This window comes from Maribacter sp. ACAM166 (genome assembly GCF_005771495.1).
In the GTDB taxonomy this organism is placed as follows: Bacteria; Bacteroidota; Bacteroidia; order Flavobacteriales; family Flavobacteriaceae; genus Maribacter.
Genome location: NZ_VAUW01000011.1, coordinates 23413 through 39299, shown reverse-complemented (window position 1 = coordinate 39299; position 15887 = coordinate 23413). Strand labels below are relative to the sequence as shown.

16 protein-coding genes and 1 tRNA gene are annotated in these 15887 nt (G+C 33.8%); 10 read left to right on the top strand and 7 right to left on the bottom strand.

The genetic code is table 11. The features are described from left to right. The first annotated feature begins 186 nt into the window (after positions 1–186). The 3 genes from ES765_RS09725 (at position 187) to ES765_RS09715 (ending at position 2550) form a co-directional block, all read left to right on the top strand. The gene (locus ES765_RS09725; protein ID WP_138113673.1) at positions 187–618 is read left to right on the top strand and encodes a BfmA/BtgA family mobilization protein; all 432 of its coding nucleotides are present in this window, start codon (positions 187–189) and stop codon (positions 616–618) included. Then, complete coding sequence (locus ES765_RS09720) at positions 615–1274, top strand: hypothetical protein (protein WP_138113671.1); 660 nt, start codon at positions 615–617, stop codon at positions 1272–1274. Before ES765_RS09725 ends, ES765_RS09720 begins: the two co-directional genes overlap by 4 nt. A gap of 190 nt (positions 1275–1464) precedes the next feature. Continuing rightward, positions 1465–2550: a Fic family protein gene (locus tag ES765_RS09715; protein WP_138113669.1), complete on the top strand. Its 1086-nt coding sequence runs from the start codon at positions 1465–1467 to the stop codon at positions 2548–2550. 67 nt (positions 2551–2617) lie between these two features. Here the strand turns inward: ES765_RS09715 and ES765_RS09710 are convergent, their stop codons facing one another. After that, positions 2618–3829 carry a site-specific integrase gene (locus ES765_RS09710; protein ID WP_138113666.1) on the bottom strand — a complete coding sequence of 404 codons (1212 nt, stop codon included), beginning with the start codon at positions 3827–3829 and terminating at the stop codon, positions 2618–2620. A gap of 239 nt (positions 3830–4068) precedes the next feature. Then, a tRNA-Ser gene (locus ES765_RS09705) sits at positions 4069–4153 on the bottom strand. Positions 4154–4312: 159 nt separating this feature from the next. On the opposite strand from ES765_RS09705, the gene ES765_RS09700 reads away from it, so the two are divergent. The 5 genes from ES765_RS09700 (at position 4313) to ES765_RS09680 (ending at position 9606) form a co-directional block, all read left to right on the top strand. Further along, positions 4313–5320 carry a glycosyltransferase gene (locus ES765_RS09700; RefSeq protein WP_138113664.1) on the top strand — a complete coding sequence of 336 codons (1008 nt, stop codon included), beginning with the start codon at positions 4313–4315 and terminating at the stop codon, positions 5318–5320. Between the two features lie 107 nt (positions 5321–5427). Beyond that, complete coding sequence (locus ES765_RS09695; RefSeq protein ID WP_138113662.1) at positions 5428–7344, top strand: BatA domain-containing protein; 1917 nt, start codon at positions 5428–5430, stop codon at positions 7342–7344. A 5-nt stretch (positions 7345–7349) separates the two neighbouring features. Then, positions 7350–8609 carry a dihydroorotase gene (locus tag ES765_RS09690; protein WP_138113660.1) on the top strand — a complete coding sequence of 420 codons (1260 nt, stop codon included), beginning with the start codon at positions 7350–7352 and terminating at the stop codon, positions 8607–8609. A 3-nt stretch (positions 8610–8612) separates the two neighbouring features. Further along, the gene (locus tag ES765_RS09685; RefSeq protein WP_138113658.1) at positions 8613–8942 is read left to right on the top strand and encodes a hypothetical protein; all 330 of its coding nucleotides are present in this window, start codon (positions 8613–8615) and stop codon (positions 8940–8942) included. 4 nt (positions 8943–8946) lie between these two features. Further along, positions 8947–9606, top strand: a complete 660-nt coding sequence (locus ES765_RS09680) for an alpha/beta hydrolase (RefSeq protein WP_138113656.1) — start codon at positions 8947–8949, stop codon at positions 9604–9606. Here the strand turns inward: ES765_RS09680 and ES765_RS09675 are convergent. Together ES765_RS09675 and ES765_RS09670 are read right to left on the bottom strand one after the other, a co-directional pair. Beyond that, the gene (locus ES765_RS09675; RefSeq protein ID WP_138113654.1) at positions 9603–10097 is read right to left on the bottom strand and encodes a hydrolase; all 495 of its coding nucleotides are present in this window, start codon (positions 10095–10097) and stop codon (positions 9603–9605) included. The genes ES765_RS09680 and ES765_RS09675 overlap by 4 nt on opposite strands. A gap of 2 nt (positions 10098–10099) precedes the next feature. Beyond that, positions 10100–10876, bottom strand: a complete 777-nt coding sequence (locus tag ES765_RS09670) for an MBL fold metallo-hydrolase (protein WP_138113652.1) — start codon at positions 10874–10876, stop codon at positions 10100–10102. 170 nt (positions 10877–11046) lie between these two features. Between ES765_RS09670 and ES765_RS09665 the strand changes: the two genes are divergently transcribed. Continuing rightward, positions 11047–12501, top strand: coding sequence for a TonB-dependent receptor (locus ES765_RS09665; RefSeq protein ID WP_138113650.1), 1455 nt, complete (start codon positions 11047–11049; stop codon positions 12499–12501). A 104-nt stretch (positions 12502–12605) separates the two neighbouring features. Here the strand turns inward: ES765_RS09665 and bcp are convergent, their stop codons facing one another. After that, positions 12606–13058, bottom strand: a complete 453-nt coding sequence (bcp, locus tag ES765_RS09660) for a thioredoxin-dependent thiol peroxidase (RefSeq protein ID WP_138113648.1) — start codon at positions 13056–13058, stop codon at positions 12606–12608. A 55-nt stretch (positions 13059–13113) separates the two neighbouring features. Here bcp and ES765_RS09655 point away from each other — a divergent pair, with 55 nt between their 5' ends. Then, positions 13114–13776, top strand: coding sequence for an endonuclease III domain-containing protein (locus ES765_RS09655; protein WP_138113646.1), 663 nt, complete (start codon positions 13114–13116; stop codon positions 13774–13776). 229 nt (positions 13777–14005) lie between these two features. Here ES765_RS09655 and ES765_RS09650 read toward each other — a convergent pair whose 3' ends face one another. Beyond that, positions 14006–14587, bottom strand: a complete 582-nt coding sequence (locus ES765_RS09650) for an RNA polymerase sigma factor (protein WP_138113644.1) — start codon at positions 14585–14587, stop codon at positions 14006–14008. Between the two features lie 631 nt (positions 14588–15218). Then, on the bottom strand, positions 15219–15800 hold the full coding sequence (locus ES765_RS09645) for an RNA polymerase sigma factor (protein WP_138113642.1): 582 nt from the start codon (positions 15798–15800) through the stop codon (positions 15219–15221). Positions 15801–15887 lie beyond the last annotated feature (87 nt).

Here is a 15887-nt window from a genome sequence, read left to right as displayed (position 1 = left end):
GAAGGAATGGAATAGCAAGAGGGTAACGGGCAGTCGCCCTGTTACATTTATTCCATTTTCCTATAAGCATACTGTTTATAGGGCTTAACAGTGTTTCTTCAATTATTGTAATTTATGAATATACACTGCTTTTTAGTAAAAACATTTGTTAATCGCCATAAACAGGCATCTATTTTACTAAAAATCATGGATAAAGGATATGAAAAGGAAAAATTTGAAACTTTAAAAATCAAAAGTTCAGTAGCTGTTCAATTTAGGGAATTTAGTAAAATGTTTTCGAAATCCCAATCAATGACAATATTACTAATGATGGATTTTTTTAATGAAAATGGAATTTCCCCGACGGAGCGATTAGGACCTAGAATGGAAACTTTGGAAAACAGAATTACTGCGCTAATCAAAAAACGGATGAATGGAATGATTGCGATAATGAAGGATATTGAAAAGTCTCAGACCAAACCAACAGTTGCAATGCTACATGCCCTTTTTGAGCAAGCTGAACCACCTAAAAAGCAATTGATATTAGAAAAAAAATATACCGATAGAGAAAAAGATGTACGTCTGAATACCGGCGAGGGAGGTTTTCAAGAAATCAAAAATCCAAGTATAGATACATGATGGAAAATGTAAATTACATTACACACCTAAATATTGTATTAGAAAGTTTTCATAACGATGAGCGTATTAAACAAGGTCATATTACTTTGTACTTAGCATTTTTTCATTTATGGAATCGTAAATTTTTCGCTGAAATCTTAACTATCAATCGGGAAATGATAATGGAACGAGCGAAAATAAAATCTAAAACAACCTATCATAATCATTTGCATAACCTTAATGATTGGGGATATCTTACCTATTACCCATCATATCATCCCTTGATAGGTTCTAAAATTAAAATAACTATAGTGTGTCCCAAAAATGGTACAACTACTGGGACACAGGAAGTCCAGAATATGGACAGCTACGTTCCAGAACCCAGCCAAAATTTGGTATATTATAATAAACTTAAAACAAAAGAAAACTTAAATAAAAAGGCCTTGGCTATTTTTAATGAAGATGAAGTTTTTTTGTTTTTTAAAAAGAATAATTGGCCAGAGATAGAAGCAAGAAAATTCTATACCTACATTAAACTAAAAAAATGGAAAACAGAGAATTGGCAAATAATAGCAAAAATTTTTGCGAAGAACAATTTTAAGTTGGAAGAACCTAAAAAGACCAGTCCAATTTCTGGCTATGTAAATCATCTAAGGCAAATGAGAGATGAAAAATAATGGGAATCTTTTAGACTGAATGGATTTGGCGCAGATTATAAGTGGTATGATTACCAAATTAAGCAAGAATTTATGGTAAAAGGTTAAAATTAACGAGCGTAAGTTTTACCCTTATCATAAAAACAAAGGTAAAATTTTATTATATTTACCCTCGTTAAGATAATGCAAGTACTATTTACCCTCGTTTAAAATGGCAAAATTTAATAGAAACATACCTTATAATAGCCTACCAACATTACCACCTAAAACAACTTTAGAAACGACTAAAGTGTTACGGAAGACAATTGAAGCTAGTAGAGCATTAGCACAACTTAATGGTATGCTTACTAATCTACCAAATCCAACATTGTTTTTAGATACCATCCATTTACAAGAAGCTAAAGCAAGTTCTGAAATCGAGAATATAATAACTACTAACGACGATTTGTACAAATCTTTAGTTGCAGATAAAAAGTTTGATAACCCAGCAACAAAAGAAGTTATAAGCTACAAAGAAGCACTTTGGAATGGTTTGCGTGACATAGAAAGCCGCCCTTTTATAAGTACAAACTTATGTATTGACATTGTACAAAGTATAAAAAAAAATACGGCAGGTATTAGAACAACACCGGGAACTGCTTTAAAAAATGCCAATGGTAAAACTATATACACACCACCAACAGGTGAAGATGTCATAAGAGAAAAGATGGCAAACCTTGAAACCTTCATAAATGGTGAAGATGCTATTGATCCCCTCATTAAAATGGCACTAATGCACTATCAATTTGAAGCCATACACCCTTTTAACGATGGTAATGGTAGAACAGGGCGTATTTTGTTGCTGCTCTATTTAAAGCTAGAAAAATTGCTGGATACCCCTGCTATTTATTTAAGTGAATATATCATTAAAAATAAAGCAGACTATTATACTAAATTACGTGAGGTAACCGAAAATAATGATTGGGAAGGGTGGATACTCTATATGCTTGAAATGGTGAATTATACTGCAAAAAAAGGATTACTGCGTTTAAAGGCGGTAACTGTCTTAATGGAACAAATGGCTATAGAAATTAAAGAAACGTTACCAAAAGTTTATACCAAGGAATTAGTTGAAATTTTATTTAAACTACCTTATACAAAAAGACAGTTTTTAATTGATGCCAAATTAGGCACACCTAAAACCGTAGGTAATTATTTAATGGCATTAGAAAAAGCTGGTTTTTTAGTTTCTGAAAAGGTTGGTAAAGAAAAACTATATCTTAACCAAAGATTGATGGCTATTTTGGAATCGACTTAATTATTTCTTTTATTGATTGAAGTTACCCTGTGAGTGTAAGGTGTCGTATGTTTTAAGAACATAACAATCACTTAAACTTATTTCTCAAAATTTCCATATCCTTGCTCACTTTCATATCTAAAATCTTAGCATAATGCTGCGTTGTTTTGAGATTGGTATGACCAAGCATTTTACTAACGGATTCTATTGGCACACCATTCGTTAAAGTCACAGTTGTGGCAAATGTATGTCTGGCTAAATGAAAAGTTAGATTTTTAGTGATTCCGGCCAATGTAGCAATCTCTTTTATATATGCATTCATTTTCTGATTGCTCAGTACTGGAAGAACTAGCTTTTTTTCTTTCAAAAGCTGGTTATCTTTATACTTTTCGATAATTACTTTAGCAATTGGTAGAATAGGAATATTACTTCTAGTATCTGTCTTTGAACGTTTTGTTTTAACCCATTCCTCACCATCAGAGCCTAAAACAATATCAACTTTATTTAGTTTTTTAACATCTGCATAGGCTAGACCTGTAAAACAACAAAAGATAAAAATATCACGAACCTGGTCAAGACGTTCCATCTTAAAATCCAATTCAATGATTCGCTGAATTTCTTCTTCTGTTAAGAATTCACGCTCCACGATTTTAAGTTTGGCTTTCCAATGTAAGAAAGGGTCTTTGTCTATCCAATCATTAGCATGCGCAATTCGGATAATCTTTTTAAAGTTGGTGATATACTTAATAGCAGAGTTATGAGCGCACTTGCGAGTAGTTTTAAGGTAGTATTCAAGACCAGTAATGAACTTATGGTCTACTTGCTGAACAGGAATATCATTTTTCTTGTATTTCTGCTTTATAAACCCTGCAACGTGTTTTTTGCAAGTTCGATACCGTTCTGCCGTTCCTGATGCAAAATCTTTTCCGATAAGACTTTCTACTTTATCGTTGTGCTCTTGGAAAATTTCTAAAAGCATTTTTTGAGTTTTGTCTTTTCCTAGAAGAGCATCCCGAATATTTGATGCTGAATAGGATATGTTATCTCGTTCAAAATTCTGCTGAATAGAATATATTTTATTCTTAACAAAACTCAAATACCTGTTGATTTCCTGAGCTTCAATTGAGTTTCCAAGTGCAAGTTGAGTTCGGGAGTTCCACCAATCTACCTTAATTTTACGGTGGACGCTGAATTCGCACCGACGTCCGTCAAGTGTTATTCTCAGGAAGATTGTAGTTTTTCCTGATACATTTACTTTACTTTTTTTAATGAAAAATAGAAGGGAAAGTGAAAGAGACATACATTTAGAGTGTTTACTTTCTCTAATGTACTCAAAATATAATAATTATATTTTATATTAAGTAATTGATTTACAGAATTTTACGTGCTTCTGGTGGACCTTTTTAAAAAGACAAAACGTCCACCAAATTCACCCCTTTTAGATTGCTATTATTTGATATTAAATGAAATCAATAAAAATGAAAAACCCTCTAAATCAATGATTTAGAGGGTTTTTGTTGCCGTTTATAGGACTTTCCGCGGAGAAAGAGGGATTCGAACCCCCGGAGGTGTGACCCTCAACAGTTTTCAAGACTGCCGCATTCGACCACTCTGCCATTTCTCCTGAGTGCCTCATCAGGTATTCCCTGAATGCGGGTGCAAATATAGAAATGATTTCTTACCTATTAAAGCCTTTTCTTAATTTATTTTCATCCCGTTTCATCCTTCCCAAATTCTGACCAAATGAAAAGCCCAAAATTCAGTTTTTTATTACCTTGCCAACATGGCAAATCCACTGGTAAGTATATTAATTCCTTTTAAAAATGTAGCAGCATATTTTGAGGAATGCCTAAATTCAATTCGTGAGCAAACGTATGAAAATTGGGAAGTTCTGGCGGTTAACGACCATTCTGACGATTACAGCTTAGCAATAGCCGAAGGGTTTTCTAATTTGGACAGTCGAATTAAAATACTATCGAACGACGAATCGGGTATTATTACAGCTCTTCGAAAGGCCTACAAGAATAGCAGTGGTGAATTCATCACCAGAATGGATGCTGATGATTATATGACAGGCCATAGAATAAGCACTATGGTAAAATCATTGATGGAAAAGGGAAAAGGGTCCATTGCTATTGGACAGGTTCGCTATTTTTCTAAAGAGGGTATAAACGATGGCTATCATCGGTATGAACAGTGGCTGAACCAGTTGACCGTTACCGGAACAAATTACCAGGAAATATATAAAGAGTGCGTGATTCCGTCCCCATGTTGGATGGTGCATAGAACAGATTTAGATATGTGTGGTGCGTTCAATTCTAATCGATACCCAGAAGATTATGATCTTGCTTTCCGATTTTACGAAAAGAGACTAACCTGTATTTCGTGTACTGAAATATTACATTATTGGAGAGATTATGATACGCGTACTTCAAGAACCAGTGAACACTATGCGCAAAATTACTTTCTAGATATTAAACTACACTACTTTTTAAAATTAGAATATGAACCATCAAAAACACTAGTAGTGTGGGGAGCTGGTAAAAAAGGTAAAACAATCGCCAAATCACTTGTGGAACGAAAAATCAGGTTTATATGGGTTTGTGATAATCCGAAGAAAATAGGAAAAGATATTTATGGCGTATGCTTAGTTCATTATTCAAATCTGAATACGATTGAAATACCACAATGTATTATTACCGTAGCTAATGAAGAAGAACAACAATCTATAAAATCATTTTTTAATAAGAAAGGACAACTACCAGCCCAAGATTATTTCTTCTTCTGTTAGTTTCTAACCTACTTTTGAACGTGCAGTTAAACACCGTAAAATATTAGTGGCATCCCTTTGAGCTTCTCCATTCAAAATAATTATCTTTGAGGTAATCAAAAACAGGAATGCAATTTAAATATCCAGAAATACTTTGGGGTCTTTTTCTTCTACTCATTCCTATTATAATTCATCTTTTTCAATTACGTCGTTTTAAGAAAACACCCTTCACCAATGTAAAGTTCTTAAAACAGGTTGTTTCTGAATCGAGAAAAAGCAGCACCCTAAAAAAGTGGCTCTTGCTTCTGGCTCGATTAGGTCTGCTTGCAGCGCTTGTTATTGCTTTCGCTCAACCATTTCTAGCAAACGAATCTGCACTTCAAGAAAAGGAAACGGTATTCTACCTCGATGATTCTTTCAGTATGAATGGTCAAAATGAGAATGGCAATATATTTAAGAATAGTGTTCAAGAATTTATAAAGGGCATACCAAAAAACCAGCCGTTTACACTTTTCACCAATAAACAGGTGTTTAAAGATGTAGAAATAAGGGATATTCAAAATGAATTACTGAACCTTACAGTTTCTTCTGATCAACTGGCTATTGCTGAAATAATACTGAAAGGAAACACGTATTTCTCTACTGAAGCCGGGGTGCTGAAAAACCTTGTTCTTATTTCAGATTTTCAGCAACGTATGGGCGACCTACAACTTAACGATACTATTAATAAGATTAATATTCATTACCTTAAACCATCGAATAGTAAAATTATAAATAGTTCTATTGACTCCGTTTTTATTGGCGATAGAAATAATGAAACAATAGAAGTGGTGGCTCAACTATCTACCAATTCTTCTGAACAGACTCTACCCGTTTCCTTATTCAATGGAGATGAGCTCATAGCAAAAACCGCTGCTAAGTTTGATGGCATAAAAAATGCTGAAGTTCGATTTACAGTGAATGCCAAAGATGTCATTTTAGGAAAAGTAGCCATCTTTGATACCGGATTGGACTACGATAATCAGTTTTATTTCAACATCAATGAAAAGTTAAAAATAAACGTATTGGTCATCGGTAATACCCCGGGAGAATTCTTAAATCGAATATTCTTAAATAATGAGTTTAAAATCACATCAAGTACATTAGAACAATTAAATTATAGTACGATTGATAATCAAAATCTAGTGATTATCAATGAGATAAAGCAACTACCTAGTTCACTCATCACAGCTATCAATTCATTCAAAACGAATGGTGGTAGTTTTATTTTGATCCCTGGCATTGATGGCGATATGACTTCGTACAATCAATTATCGAACACGTATAGCACGACTAGATATGTAAATGCCGTGGTTTCAAAAATGGCGATATCGACCGTTAAAACTGAACACTCTTTATTTACAAACGTATTTGAAAAAAAAGTGACCAATTTTCAATTCCCAACGGTAGAAGAGCGCTATAAAATGACAACAAATGCTCCCGTTGCCATTGAATTTCAAACTAAGGAACCTTTTTTAATAGGAACTTCCGGTGCTTATTTCTTCGCTGCTTCATTAGCAAACGAGAATTCTAATTTTAAAAATTCTCCTTTAATCGTTCCTACTTTTTACAATATGGGGTTGAACAGTTTAAAGCTACCGCCTTTATATGCGAGTTTAGGCAAAGAGGTTGAAATAGAAGTGCCGATCACGCTACAGCAAGATGATAATATCAAAATATCGAACGCAAAAAATGAATTTATCCCTCAGCAGCGCGTATTCCCAAAAAAGGTACAACTCACGTTTATAGAAAACCCCAAAGAAGCAGGTATCTATACAATTATGCATAATGAAAAGATGATCAGAAATATCAGTTTTAACGATAATAGAAAAGAGAGCGAATTGATCTATTCACGATTACCAGAAAATAATGCCAATTCATCATTGTCTAATTTCTTTTTGGAAAGCCAAAAAAACAACGCCATAAACGAGTTTTGGAAATGGTTTGCTATTTTAGCATTGGCCTTTGTTTTGATAGAAACATTACTTCAAAGATTCTTAAAATAAACCCCATGAATATACTCTTAAAATCAGTTACAATAGTTCATGGGAATATCAAGGCCCTTCACCTTAAGAAAAGGGATATCCTTATTAAAAACGGAGTAATAGATGCTATTGCAACTACACTAGAACCATCGGCCAATACTAAGGTCATTGAGCAGCAGAACATGCATGTTTCCATTGGTTGGTTCGATAGTGGTGTTAGCTTTGGAGAACCTGGGTATGAAGAGCGTGAGACGATAGATAATGGATTACGTACAGCCGCTAAAAGTGGTTTTACAGATGTGATTCTTAACACGAGTAGTACTCCTACTCCTGATTCGTCTTCAGATATTGTTTTCCTTAAAAATGCAGCAAAGGATCATTTAACCAATCTATATCCTCTAGGAAACCTTACGGCAAAGGGAGATGGCGAAGCCCTTGCTGAGCTTTTCGATATGAAAAATGCAGGAGCGTTAGGGTTTTATGACTTTAAACACCCAATAGTTAACGCAAATCTCTTAAAAATTGCACTACAGTACGCTCAAAATTTTGACGGATTAGTTTTTTCATTTCCATTGGATAAAAGCATTTCTGGAAAAGGAATTGTAAATGAAGGTGTTTCTAGCACGCGATTGGGATTAAAAGGAATTCCGGCACTTGCTGAAGAACTTCAGTTATCCAGAGATCTTTTTATATTAGAGTATACTGGTGGCAAGTTATTTGTACCAACAATTTCAACTGAAAATTCAGTTAAATTAATAGCGGAAGCTAAGAAAAAAGGCTTAAAGGTTTTCTGTAGTGTTGCAGTACACAATCTGAAGATTACAGATGATGTATTAGAAGATTTTGATACACAATTTAAGGTTATGCCTCCATTACGAACTGCTGCAGACACTAAAGCATTGCTTAAAGGAATTAAAAACGGTACAATTGATTTAGTAACCTCTGACCATACACCCTTGAACATTGAGCTTAAACATGTAGAATTTGACAATGCTGATTATGGTTCTATAGGTCTGGAGAGTATATTCGGTATGCTGAACGAAATTCTTGGTATTGAAGAGACGGTTGAACTTCTAACAAAAGGAAGAACGATTTTTGGAATTGATTCACCGCAACTTGAAGTAGGTCAGCCAGCAAACCTGACACTATTTAATCCTGATACTTCGTATCATTTTTCAGAAGACCATATCTTTAGCTCTACCAAAAATTCTATTGCACTCGGCGAAAAAATGAAAGGAAAAGTACTAGGCACGATTGCAAACAACCAACTAGTTTTAAACAATTAAATAATGGAAGATAACCCAACTATACCGGGCAAAACTATAGCTATAATCGCATATTTAACCCTTTTAGGCGCAATAATCGCCCTTTTTATGAATCAGGAACCAAAGTATCGTTTTGCTAGATTTCATACCCGGCAGGCTTTTGGATTACACCTAATGTTTCATGGGTTTGCCTTATTTTCAAGCGTCTGGTTTAACGAATATGCACTTTACGGTCTATACCTATGCTATATTGTTCTTTGGATATATGGCTTTTTAGGTGCATTAAGCAATAAAGAACAAGAGGTTCCAATAGTGGGGCCTTACTTTCAAAAATGGTTCACTTTTATTCAATAATTAAATGACTACAGCTCCCCTATCTTTAGAACACATCATTAGACCTTCTAGCCTAACCGATAAAAAAGCTCCTGTGCTTTTTATGTTACATGGCTATGGCAGTAATGAAGAAGATTTATTTTCCTTTGCTCCAGAATTACCAGAAGAATTGTGCATAATTGCAGTTCGGGCCCCTTATATTCTGCAGCCGAACGGATATGCGTGGTACGCTATAAATTTTGATGATGATAAAGGAAAATGGAGCGATGATGACCAAGCAATTGAATCGCGTGATAAGATTAACGCTTTTATAGATGAGGCCTGCGCTACTTATGGCTTAGACGAACAAAACGTAAACTTATTAGGCTTTAGTCAAGGCACTATACTTAGCTATGCAGTAGCATTATCTTATCCAGAAAAAATTAAAAATGTTATTGCTTTAAGCGGATATATAAATGAAGCTATACTCAAGAATTCATTTAAAGAAAACAATTTCAAAAACCTCAATTTCTATTGTTCACACGGGGATGTAGACCAAGTGATACCCGTTGATTGGGCACGAAAGGCACCTGAATTATTGAAGGATTTAGGTATCAAACATGTATATGAAGAGTTTCCTGCTGGGCACGGTGTTGCATCTCAAAACTTCTACGCGCTTAAGAAATGGATTAGCGGTAAAATTTAGTTGCTACGGGTGTATAATAAATGATCGATAAGGGTGAAATCTACTCCCAAATCATCTTTTAACTCGTACTTAATCAATAATTCACCCCAATATTTTCCATCAGAAAAATCGGTCAGAATCCATTTATGGTTCAAAATTTTAATTTTATTTATTTTAAAATCATTCTGCATTCCCTCATAAGGAATTAATGGATTATCACCTTTCTGTTCATTAGTTTCCAATAATTTATCAGCAATATACCCCGCAGGATTAGTTAATTCTAGATGATCATAGTAGGCTAAAGCATCATCGTTATTTTCTAACGAGAAGTACTGCATATCCATCACCTTCAAATTAGATTTTTGAACGGAATCTTTCAGCAAATCAATTTCACTTTCTAGTCTAGATATTTTACTGGTATTTGCCTCTACCATATTACCGCTGCTCACAAATAGATATAAACAGATTAGGGATACAAATAGAAACAGGTAAAGAAATATTTTACTTTTCATAGTTATAGGGTAATGGTTAAATTATCGAAGGCTAAATGTACATTTTTAGGTAACTGTTTCTCCACTTCTTCATGAAAACCTAATGAATGACTTATATGGGTAAAATAAGCTTTTTCTGGTTTTACTTTATCAATAAACGCTAGTGCTTCCTCTAAATTAAAATGGGAGATATGTGGCTCTATACGTAAGGCATTTACAACAACTACTTTAGAGCCTATAATCTTCTCTATCTCTTTCTTTTTAATCGACTTTACATCGGTTAGGTACGTAAAATCACCCACCCTAAAACCAAAAACTTGAAGTTTGTTATGAAGAACATTAATAGGTATAACTACTTTATTACCTATTGAAAAAGAGTTATTCTTTTTCACCTTGTTAATTAGAACCGATGGTGCACCTGGATACTTATTCTTCTCATTAAGAATATACCCAAATCGATTTTTTAATGACTTCACGACCCTTTTATGCGCATAAATAGGAATATTACCTTGCCTAAAGAAAAATGGTCGAATATCATCAAGGCCGGCAGTATGATCCGAATGTTCATGGGTATATAAAATACCGTCTAGGCTGTTTACATTATGGCGTAGCATCTGCTGCCTAAAATCTGGACCACAGTCAATTACATAATTATATTCATCCCATGAAAGCAATACAGATACTCGTAGACGTTTATCTTTCTGGTTATCACTTAAACATACAGGATGGGAACTACCAATAATTGGTATTCCTTGAGATGTTCCCGTTCCTAAAAAAGTAACACGTAAATCGCCTGTCATGTGTTACAAATTTAATCCCTTTTTGGTGAAATTAAGGTTTGAAAATTATAAGATTGCAGTATTTAAATTGTGCTAAAAAAGTTACGTGAAACTTATTCCATTTTTTTCGGGCTATTGCCCTTTGTAAGGACCATTCTTTATAACTTTGTTCAAAGCTAAAAAGGAAAAAAATGGCATCCGTATTAAAAAGAGATAGTGTTTTTGAAAACATTCCCTCGATCAAAGCAAAGACCTTACGTATTAATCTAAATCCAGATATATATGGAACCTTTGCCGAAATTGGTGCAGGACAAGAAACTGCACGTCATTTCTTTAGATCCGGTGGAGCATCTGGCACCATTGCCAAAGCAATGAGTGCGTACGACAAAGATTTTAGCGATGCTATTTATGGTATTGAAACCGATGGTCGTTATGTGACACAGGCACGTCTTAAAACTATGCTTTCTCATGAAATGCAATTGATGAAGGAACGTATTAGTCGTGAAAACCATCCCGATCGATTGTTCTTTTCTTATGCTAATACGGTTGCTACTATTGATTTCTCTAAGCGATATAAAGGCCATGGTTGGGTTGGTATTCGGTATCAGCTAGATCCCAATCAAAAGGAGTTCGATGAGATTATTCTTCACATCCGATTTAAACAAAATGAAGCTAGACTACAACAAGAAACCCTTGGTATTCTTGGAGTTAACTTAATATATGGTGCTTTTTACAAATATCATAAGCCAAAGAAAATGTTAAAATATCTATATGACCACATAGATAAGGATACCTTGGAAATTGATATGGTTAACTTTTCAGGTCCTAATTTTAAGGATGTAGACAACCGATTAATGAGTTTGCAACTTATTAAATACGATATGACTGATGCTGTTATGTTCGGTCCTGATGGTAATAACCTTTTACCGGCAGCGGTACTTTACAAGAAAAATATCTTGGCATTGCGTGGTAGTTTTAGACCTGTTACCAAAGTGAATTTGGATATGTTTGAGAAATCATATGACATTTTCATTAGGGATAAACAAGTAGACCAAAACAATACTATGGTCATTTTTGAAATTACCCTTTCAAACTTAAGAGCTTCTGGAGAAATTGATGAGCAGGATTTTATGGACAGAGCAGAACTATTATGTTCGCTAGGGCATTCTGTAATGATTTCTAAATTTCAAGAGTATTACAAGTTAGTTGAATACTTTAATAACTTCACCAAAAATAGAATTGGCCTTACCATGGGTGTGAACAATTTGGTTGATATTTTTGATGAAAAATACTATCGACATTTAAGTGGTGGAATACTTGAGGCATTTGGTAAACTCTTCTTTAAAGATTTACAGGTGTACCTATACCCTATGAAAAATCCAGATACAGGTCAGATTATGACTAGTAACAACGTGAAGGTTCATCCACGAATGAAAGAATTATATAAATTCTTTAAATACAATGGTAAAGTTATGGACATCATCGATTACGAACCTGATATTATGCATATATTCTCAAGAGACGTTCTTAAAAAAATAATAAACAACGAAGAGGGTTGGGAGAAAATGTTACCAGAAGGAATTGCTGAAATTATAAAGGAAAAAAATCTTTTCAGTAGAAAGAGTATAGAACAAGAAACTGAATAAGTTTGGCTTTAGACGATTGTAATTCAGTTGATTATAAATAAACAAAAACGAGCGCCCATTTAAGAAATGGACGCTCGTTTTAATTATGATATTTTATTAAATGGCTACTCTAAAATCTGGGCAGCATGATCTTTTGTTTTCACCTTATCTATTACCTTAGTAATTAGGGCGTCGCCATCAATAACAAAAGTCTTTCTGTGAATACCATCATACTCTCTGCCCATAAATTTTTTAGGCCCCCAAACACCGAACGTGTTAAGGATAGTATGGTCTTCATCTGCCAATAAAGGGAATGGAAACTCATATTTACTTTTAAATTTTGCTTGTCTTGCTTCAGAATCTGCACTAACTCCTAAAAGTTCATAACCTTCAGATTGTAATTCTTTATAATTATCCCTTAAATTACAAGCCTCAGCAGTGCAACCAGGTGTATTTGCTTTTGGGTAGAAAAATACAATTAACTTTTTCCCTGTGTAATCAGCTAAATTCACAGTATTTCCATCTTGGTCCTTAGCTGTAAATGAAGGAACTTTATCACCAACTTTTAACGTATTCATACATCAAGTTTTATAAATTTGTGTTTAAATATTTTGAATCAAAATTAAACATTTAATGACGAAGGCCGAAAAAATAGCTTTTACAATTTCTAAACTTCAGGAAATTTACCCCGAGATTCCTATTCCTTTAGAGCATAAGGACCCCTATACACTACTAATTGCAGTTTTGATGTCTGCGCAAAGTACAGATGTTCGCGTCAATAAAATAACTCCTCTACTGTTCGCTAAAGCTGACAACCCATATGATATGGTAAAGTTAAGCGTCGAGGAAATTAGAGAAATCATAAAACCCGTGGGTTTATCACCAATGAAAGCTAAGGGAATTCATGGACTTTCGAGAATACTAATTGATAAGCATAATGGTGAGGTTCCGAAAGAACTTGAATATTTAGAAGAATTACCCGCTGTTGGACATAAAACGGCAAGTGTAGTTGTATCTCAAGCATTTGGTATACCAGCATTTCCTGTAGACACACATATTCATCGATTACTATACAGATGGGGATTTACGAATGGGAAAAACGTAGTTCAAACTGAAAAAGACGCTAAACGTTTATTCCCAATAGAGATATGGAACGACCTTCACCTACAAATTATATGGTATGGGAGACAATATTCACCTGCTAGGGCTTGGAATATGGATAAAGACATTATCACAAAAACCATAGGTCGCAAGACCGTTTTAGCAGAATATTATAAAAAGAAAAAAACCCGCTAAAAGCGGGTTTTTTATTAATTTAAAAAAGTTTCGAAACTTAAATCTTCATACTCAAATTCATAAAGCGCTTGAGAATAACTCAACAAAAAGTTGATTGTCTTCGGACATACTTTATTAAAACCAGTCTGTTCTTGATAATTAGAGTAAATTTTTTCCATATTTCCTACGTTGTTACACTCAAATAACGCCGGAAATTTATATATATTGTTTATTCCATTTTCTACTGCAATTAATTCGTTAGCACTATATTGTTTTTATCTATTATTTTTCTGAGATTTATCAATGCATAACGCATTCTTCCTAGAGCTGTATTTATACTTACTCCAGTATTTTCAGAGATTTCCTTAAAGCTCATATCCTTATAAATACGCATTAAAAGAACTTCTTTTTGATCATCTGGTAACTCTTCAACCAATTGTCTTAAATCAGTATCGATTTGATTTTTTATCAATTGCTTTTCGGCATTCAACTTATCGTCCCCTATTACAGAGAAAATATTGAATTCATCACTACCTTCAAACATGGGCATTCTTTTATTCCTTCTAAAGTGATCAATAATGAGGTTGTGTGAAATTCTCATTACCCATGGTAAAAATTTCCCTTCCTCACTGTACTTACCCTTCTTTAACGTTTTGATTACCTTTATAAAAGTATCTTGAAAAATATCTTCGGTAATATCCCTATCTAACACCTTTGAATAGATGAAACTAGTAATACGTTGATTGTGTCTGTTGATTAATACTTCAAGGGCACTTTCGTTACCACTGATGTAATCCCTAACTAATTCTGAGTCTTCAATTTGTAGTTTCATACGAGTTACTTTTTTTAAGGGTTTTAGATTAGGTAAATCCATTTAGCTGTTTGGTTTGCTTTTTAAATCTGATATAAAACTATAGAAAAGGGTTGCTGTGCAAAAAAGTATGTTGTCAAACCACACTTTTATGATGTGAAACATCGAAAAAGTATGTTTCCATACAATAAAAAGGGATTCAGATAGTTCTGCGGACAAAAAGAAGAGGGTGTAAGATTACCCTTACAACAACAAAACTTAGCTTCAATATCTCTAACTATCCGATAATTAAAGCCTAAGCTGTACAAGAAAGCTTATAAATCAATGATTATATTCAGCTATATATTTAATAAACAATAACATCAATAAGAAAGGGTACAAACAAAGAAACCCTTAGACCAAGGCCTAAGGGTTTCTTTAATTTATGATTTGTATTAGTTTAAGTTACTTTCAAACTGTAAACCTTTTACTTCTGTTAATTGTAAAGACTTGGAAAAAGCTAGTAAAAACTCAATCGTTTCTGGTTTAGCTTTTACTATTGTGCATTTATTTTTATCCTTTAAGTAAATTTTCTCCATGGTACTTGTTGTTTAGGTTCAACTAAAGAACGATGCATAAATGAAAATAGTAGATCAACTCGACCTGTAACCGATTAATTCGTTAAAACAATACTATTTGCTTCTACCAACTTTCTTAGGTTTATTAAAGCATAGCGCATTCTACCTAATGCGGTATTAATACTCACGCCCGTATTATTAGAAATTTCTTTAAAACTCATATCCTTATATATACGCATTTCTAAAACCTCTTGTTGATCTTCAGGCAGCTCCTTTATAATTTTTATTAAATCAGAATCTATTTGTTCTTTAATCAACTGCCGTTCGGCATCCAATTTATCATCCCCTAATAATGAAAAGATATTATAGCTTTCCTTGCTATTATACATTGGCATTCTATTATGTTTTCTGAAATAATCAATAATTAAGTTATGTGCTATACGCATAACCCAAGGCAAAAATTTACCTTCTTCATTATAAGCACCTTTTTTTAAGGTGCGAATGACCTTCATAAAAGTATCTTGAAAAATATCTTCGGTTAGTTCTCGGTCTCCTACCTTAGAATAGATGAAACCGGTTAGACGAGAATTATGACGATTGATAAGTGCTTCAATCGCTCTTTCATCTCCTTGAATATATTGCTTAACTAATTGGGAATCTTCAACTTGTACTACCATAAACTTTACTTTAAGGGTTAAAATGTAGTCCCAAATTCAAAGAATGAGGGTCTAGTGGTTATTATCCTAACTTAAAAAAGTAATGTT

Bases quoted from the DNA above. Each gene is read 5' to 3' on its own strand.
- ES765_RS09725 (WP_138113673.1), top strand. From the start codon at position 187: ATGGATAAAGGATATGAAAAGGAAAAATTTGAAACTTTAAAAATCAAA.
- ES765_RS09680 (WP_138113656.1), top strand. From the start codon at position 8,947: ATGACTACAGCTCCCCTATCTTTAGAACACATCATTAGACCTTCTAGC.
- ES765_RS09685 (WP_138113658.1), top strand. From the start codon at position 8,613: ATGGAAGATAACCCAACTATACCGGGCAAAACTATAGCTATAATCGCA.
- ES765_RS09695 (WP_138113662.1), top strand. From the start codon at position 5,428: ATGCAATTTAAATATCCAGAAATACTTTGGGGTCTTTTTCTTCTACTC.
- ES765_RS09720 (WP_138113671.1), top strand. From the start codon at position 615: ATGATGGAAAATGTAAATTACATTACACACCTAAATATTGTATTAGAA.
- ES765_RS09700 (WP_138113664.1), top strand. From the start codon at position 4,313: ATGGCAAATCCACTGGTAAGTATATTAATTCCTTTTAAAAATGTAGCA.
- ES765_RS09715 (WP_138113669.1), top strand. From the start codon at position 1,465: ATGGCAAAATTTAATAGAAACATACCTTATAATAGCCTACCAACATTA.
- bcp (WP_138113648.1), bottom strand. From the start codon at position 13,058: ATGAATACGTTAAAAGTTGGTGATAAAGTTCCTTCATTTACAGCTAAG.
- ES765_RS09690 (WP_138113660.1), top strand. From the start codon at position 7,350: ATGAATATACTCTTAAAATCAGTTACAATAGTTCATGGGAATATCAAG.
- ES765_RS09665 (WP_138113650.1), top strand. From the start codon at position 11,047: ATGGCATCCGTATTAAAAAGAGATAGTGTTTTTGAAAACATTCCCTCG.
- ES765_RS09670 (WP_138113652.1), bottom strand. From the start codon at position 10,876: ATGACAGGCGATTTACGTGTTACTTTTTTAGGAACGGGAACATCTCAA.
- ES765_RS09655 (WP_138113646.1), top strand. From the start codon at position 13,114: ATGACGAAGGCCGAAAAAATAGCTTTTACAATTTCTAAACTTCAGGAA.
- ES765_RS09710 (WP_138113666.1), bottom strand. From the start codon at position 3,829: ATGTCTCTTTCACTTTCCCTTCTATTTTTCATTAAAAAAAGTAAAGTA.
- ES765_RS09645 (WP_138113642.1), bottom strand. From the start codon at position 15,800: ATGGTAGTACAAGTTGAAGATTCCCAATTAGTTAAGCAATATATTCAA.
- ES765_RS09650 (WP_138113644.1), bottom strand. From the start codon at position 14,587: ATGAAACTACAAATTGAAGACTCAGAATTAGTTAGGGATTACATCAGT.
- ES765_RS09675 (WP_138113654.1), bottom strand. From the start codon at position 10,097: ATGAAAAGTAAAATATTTCTTTACCTGTTTCTATTTGTATCCCTAATC.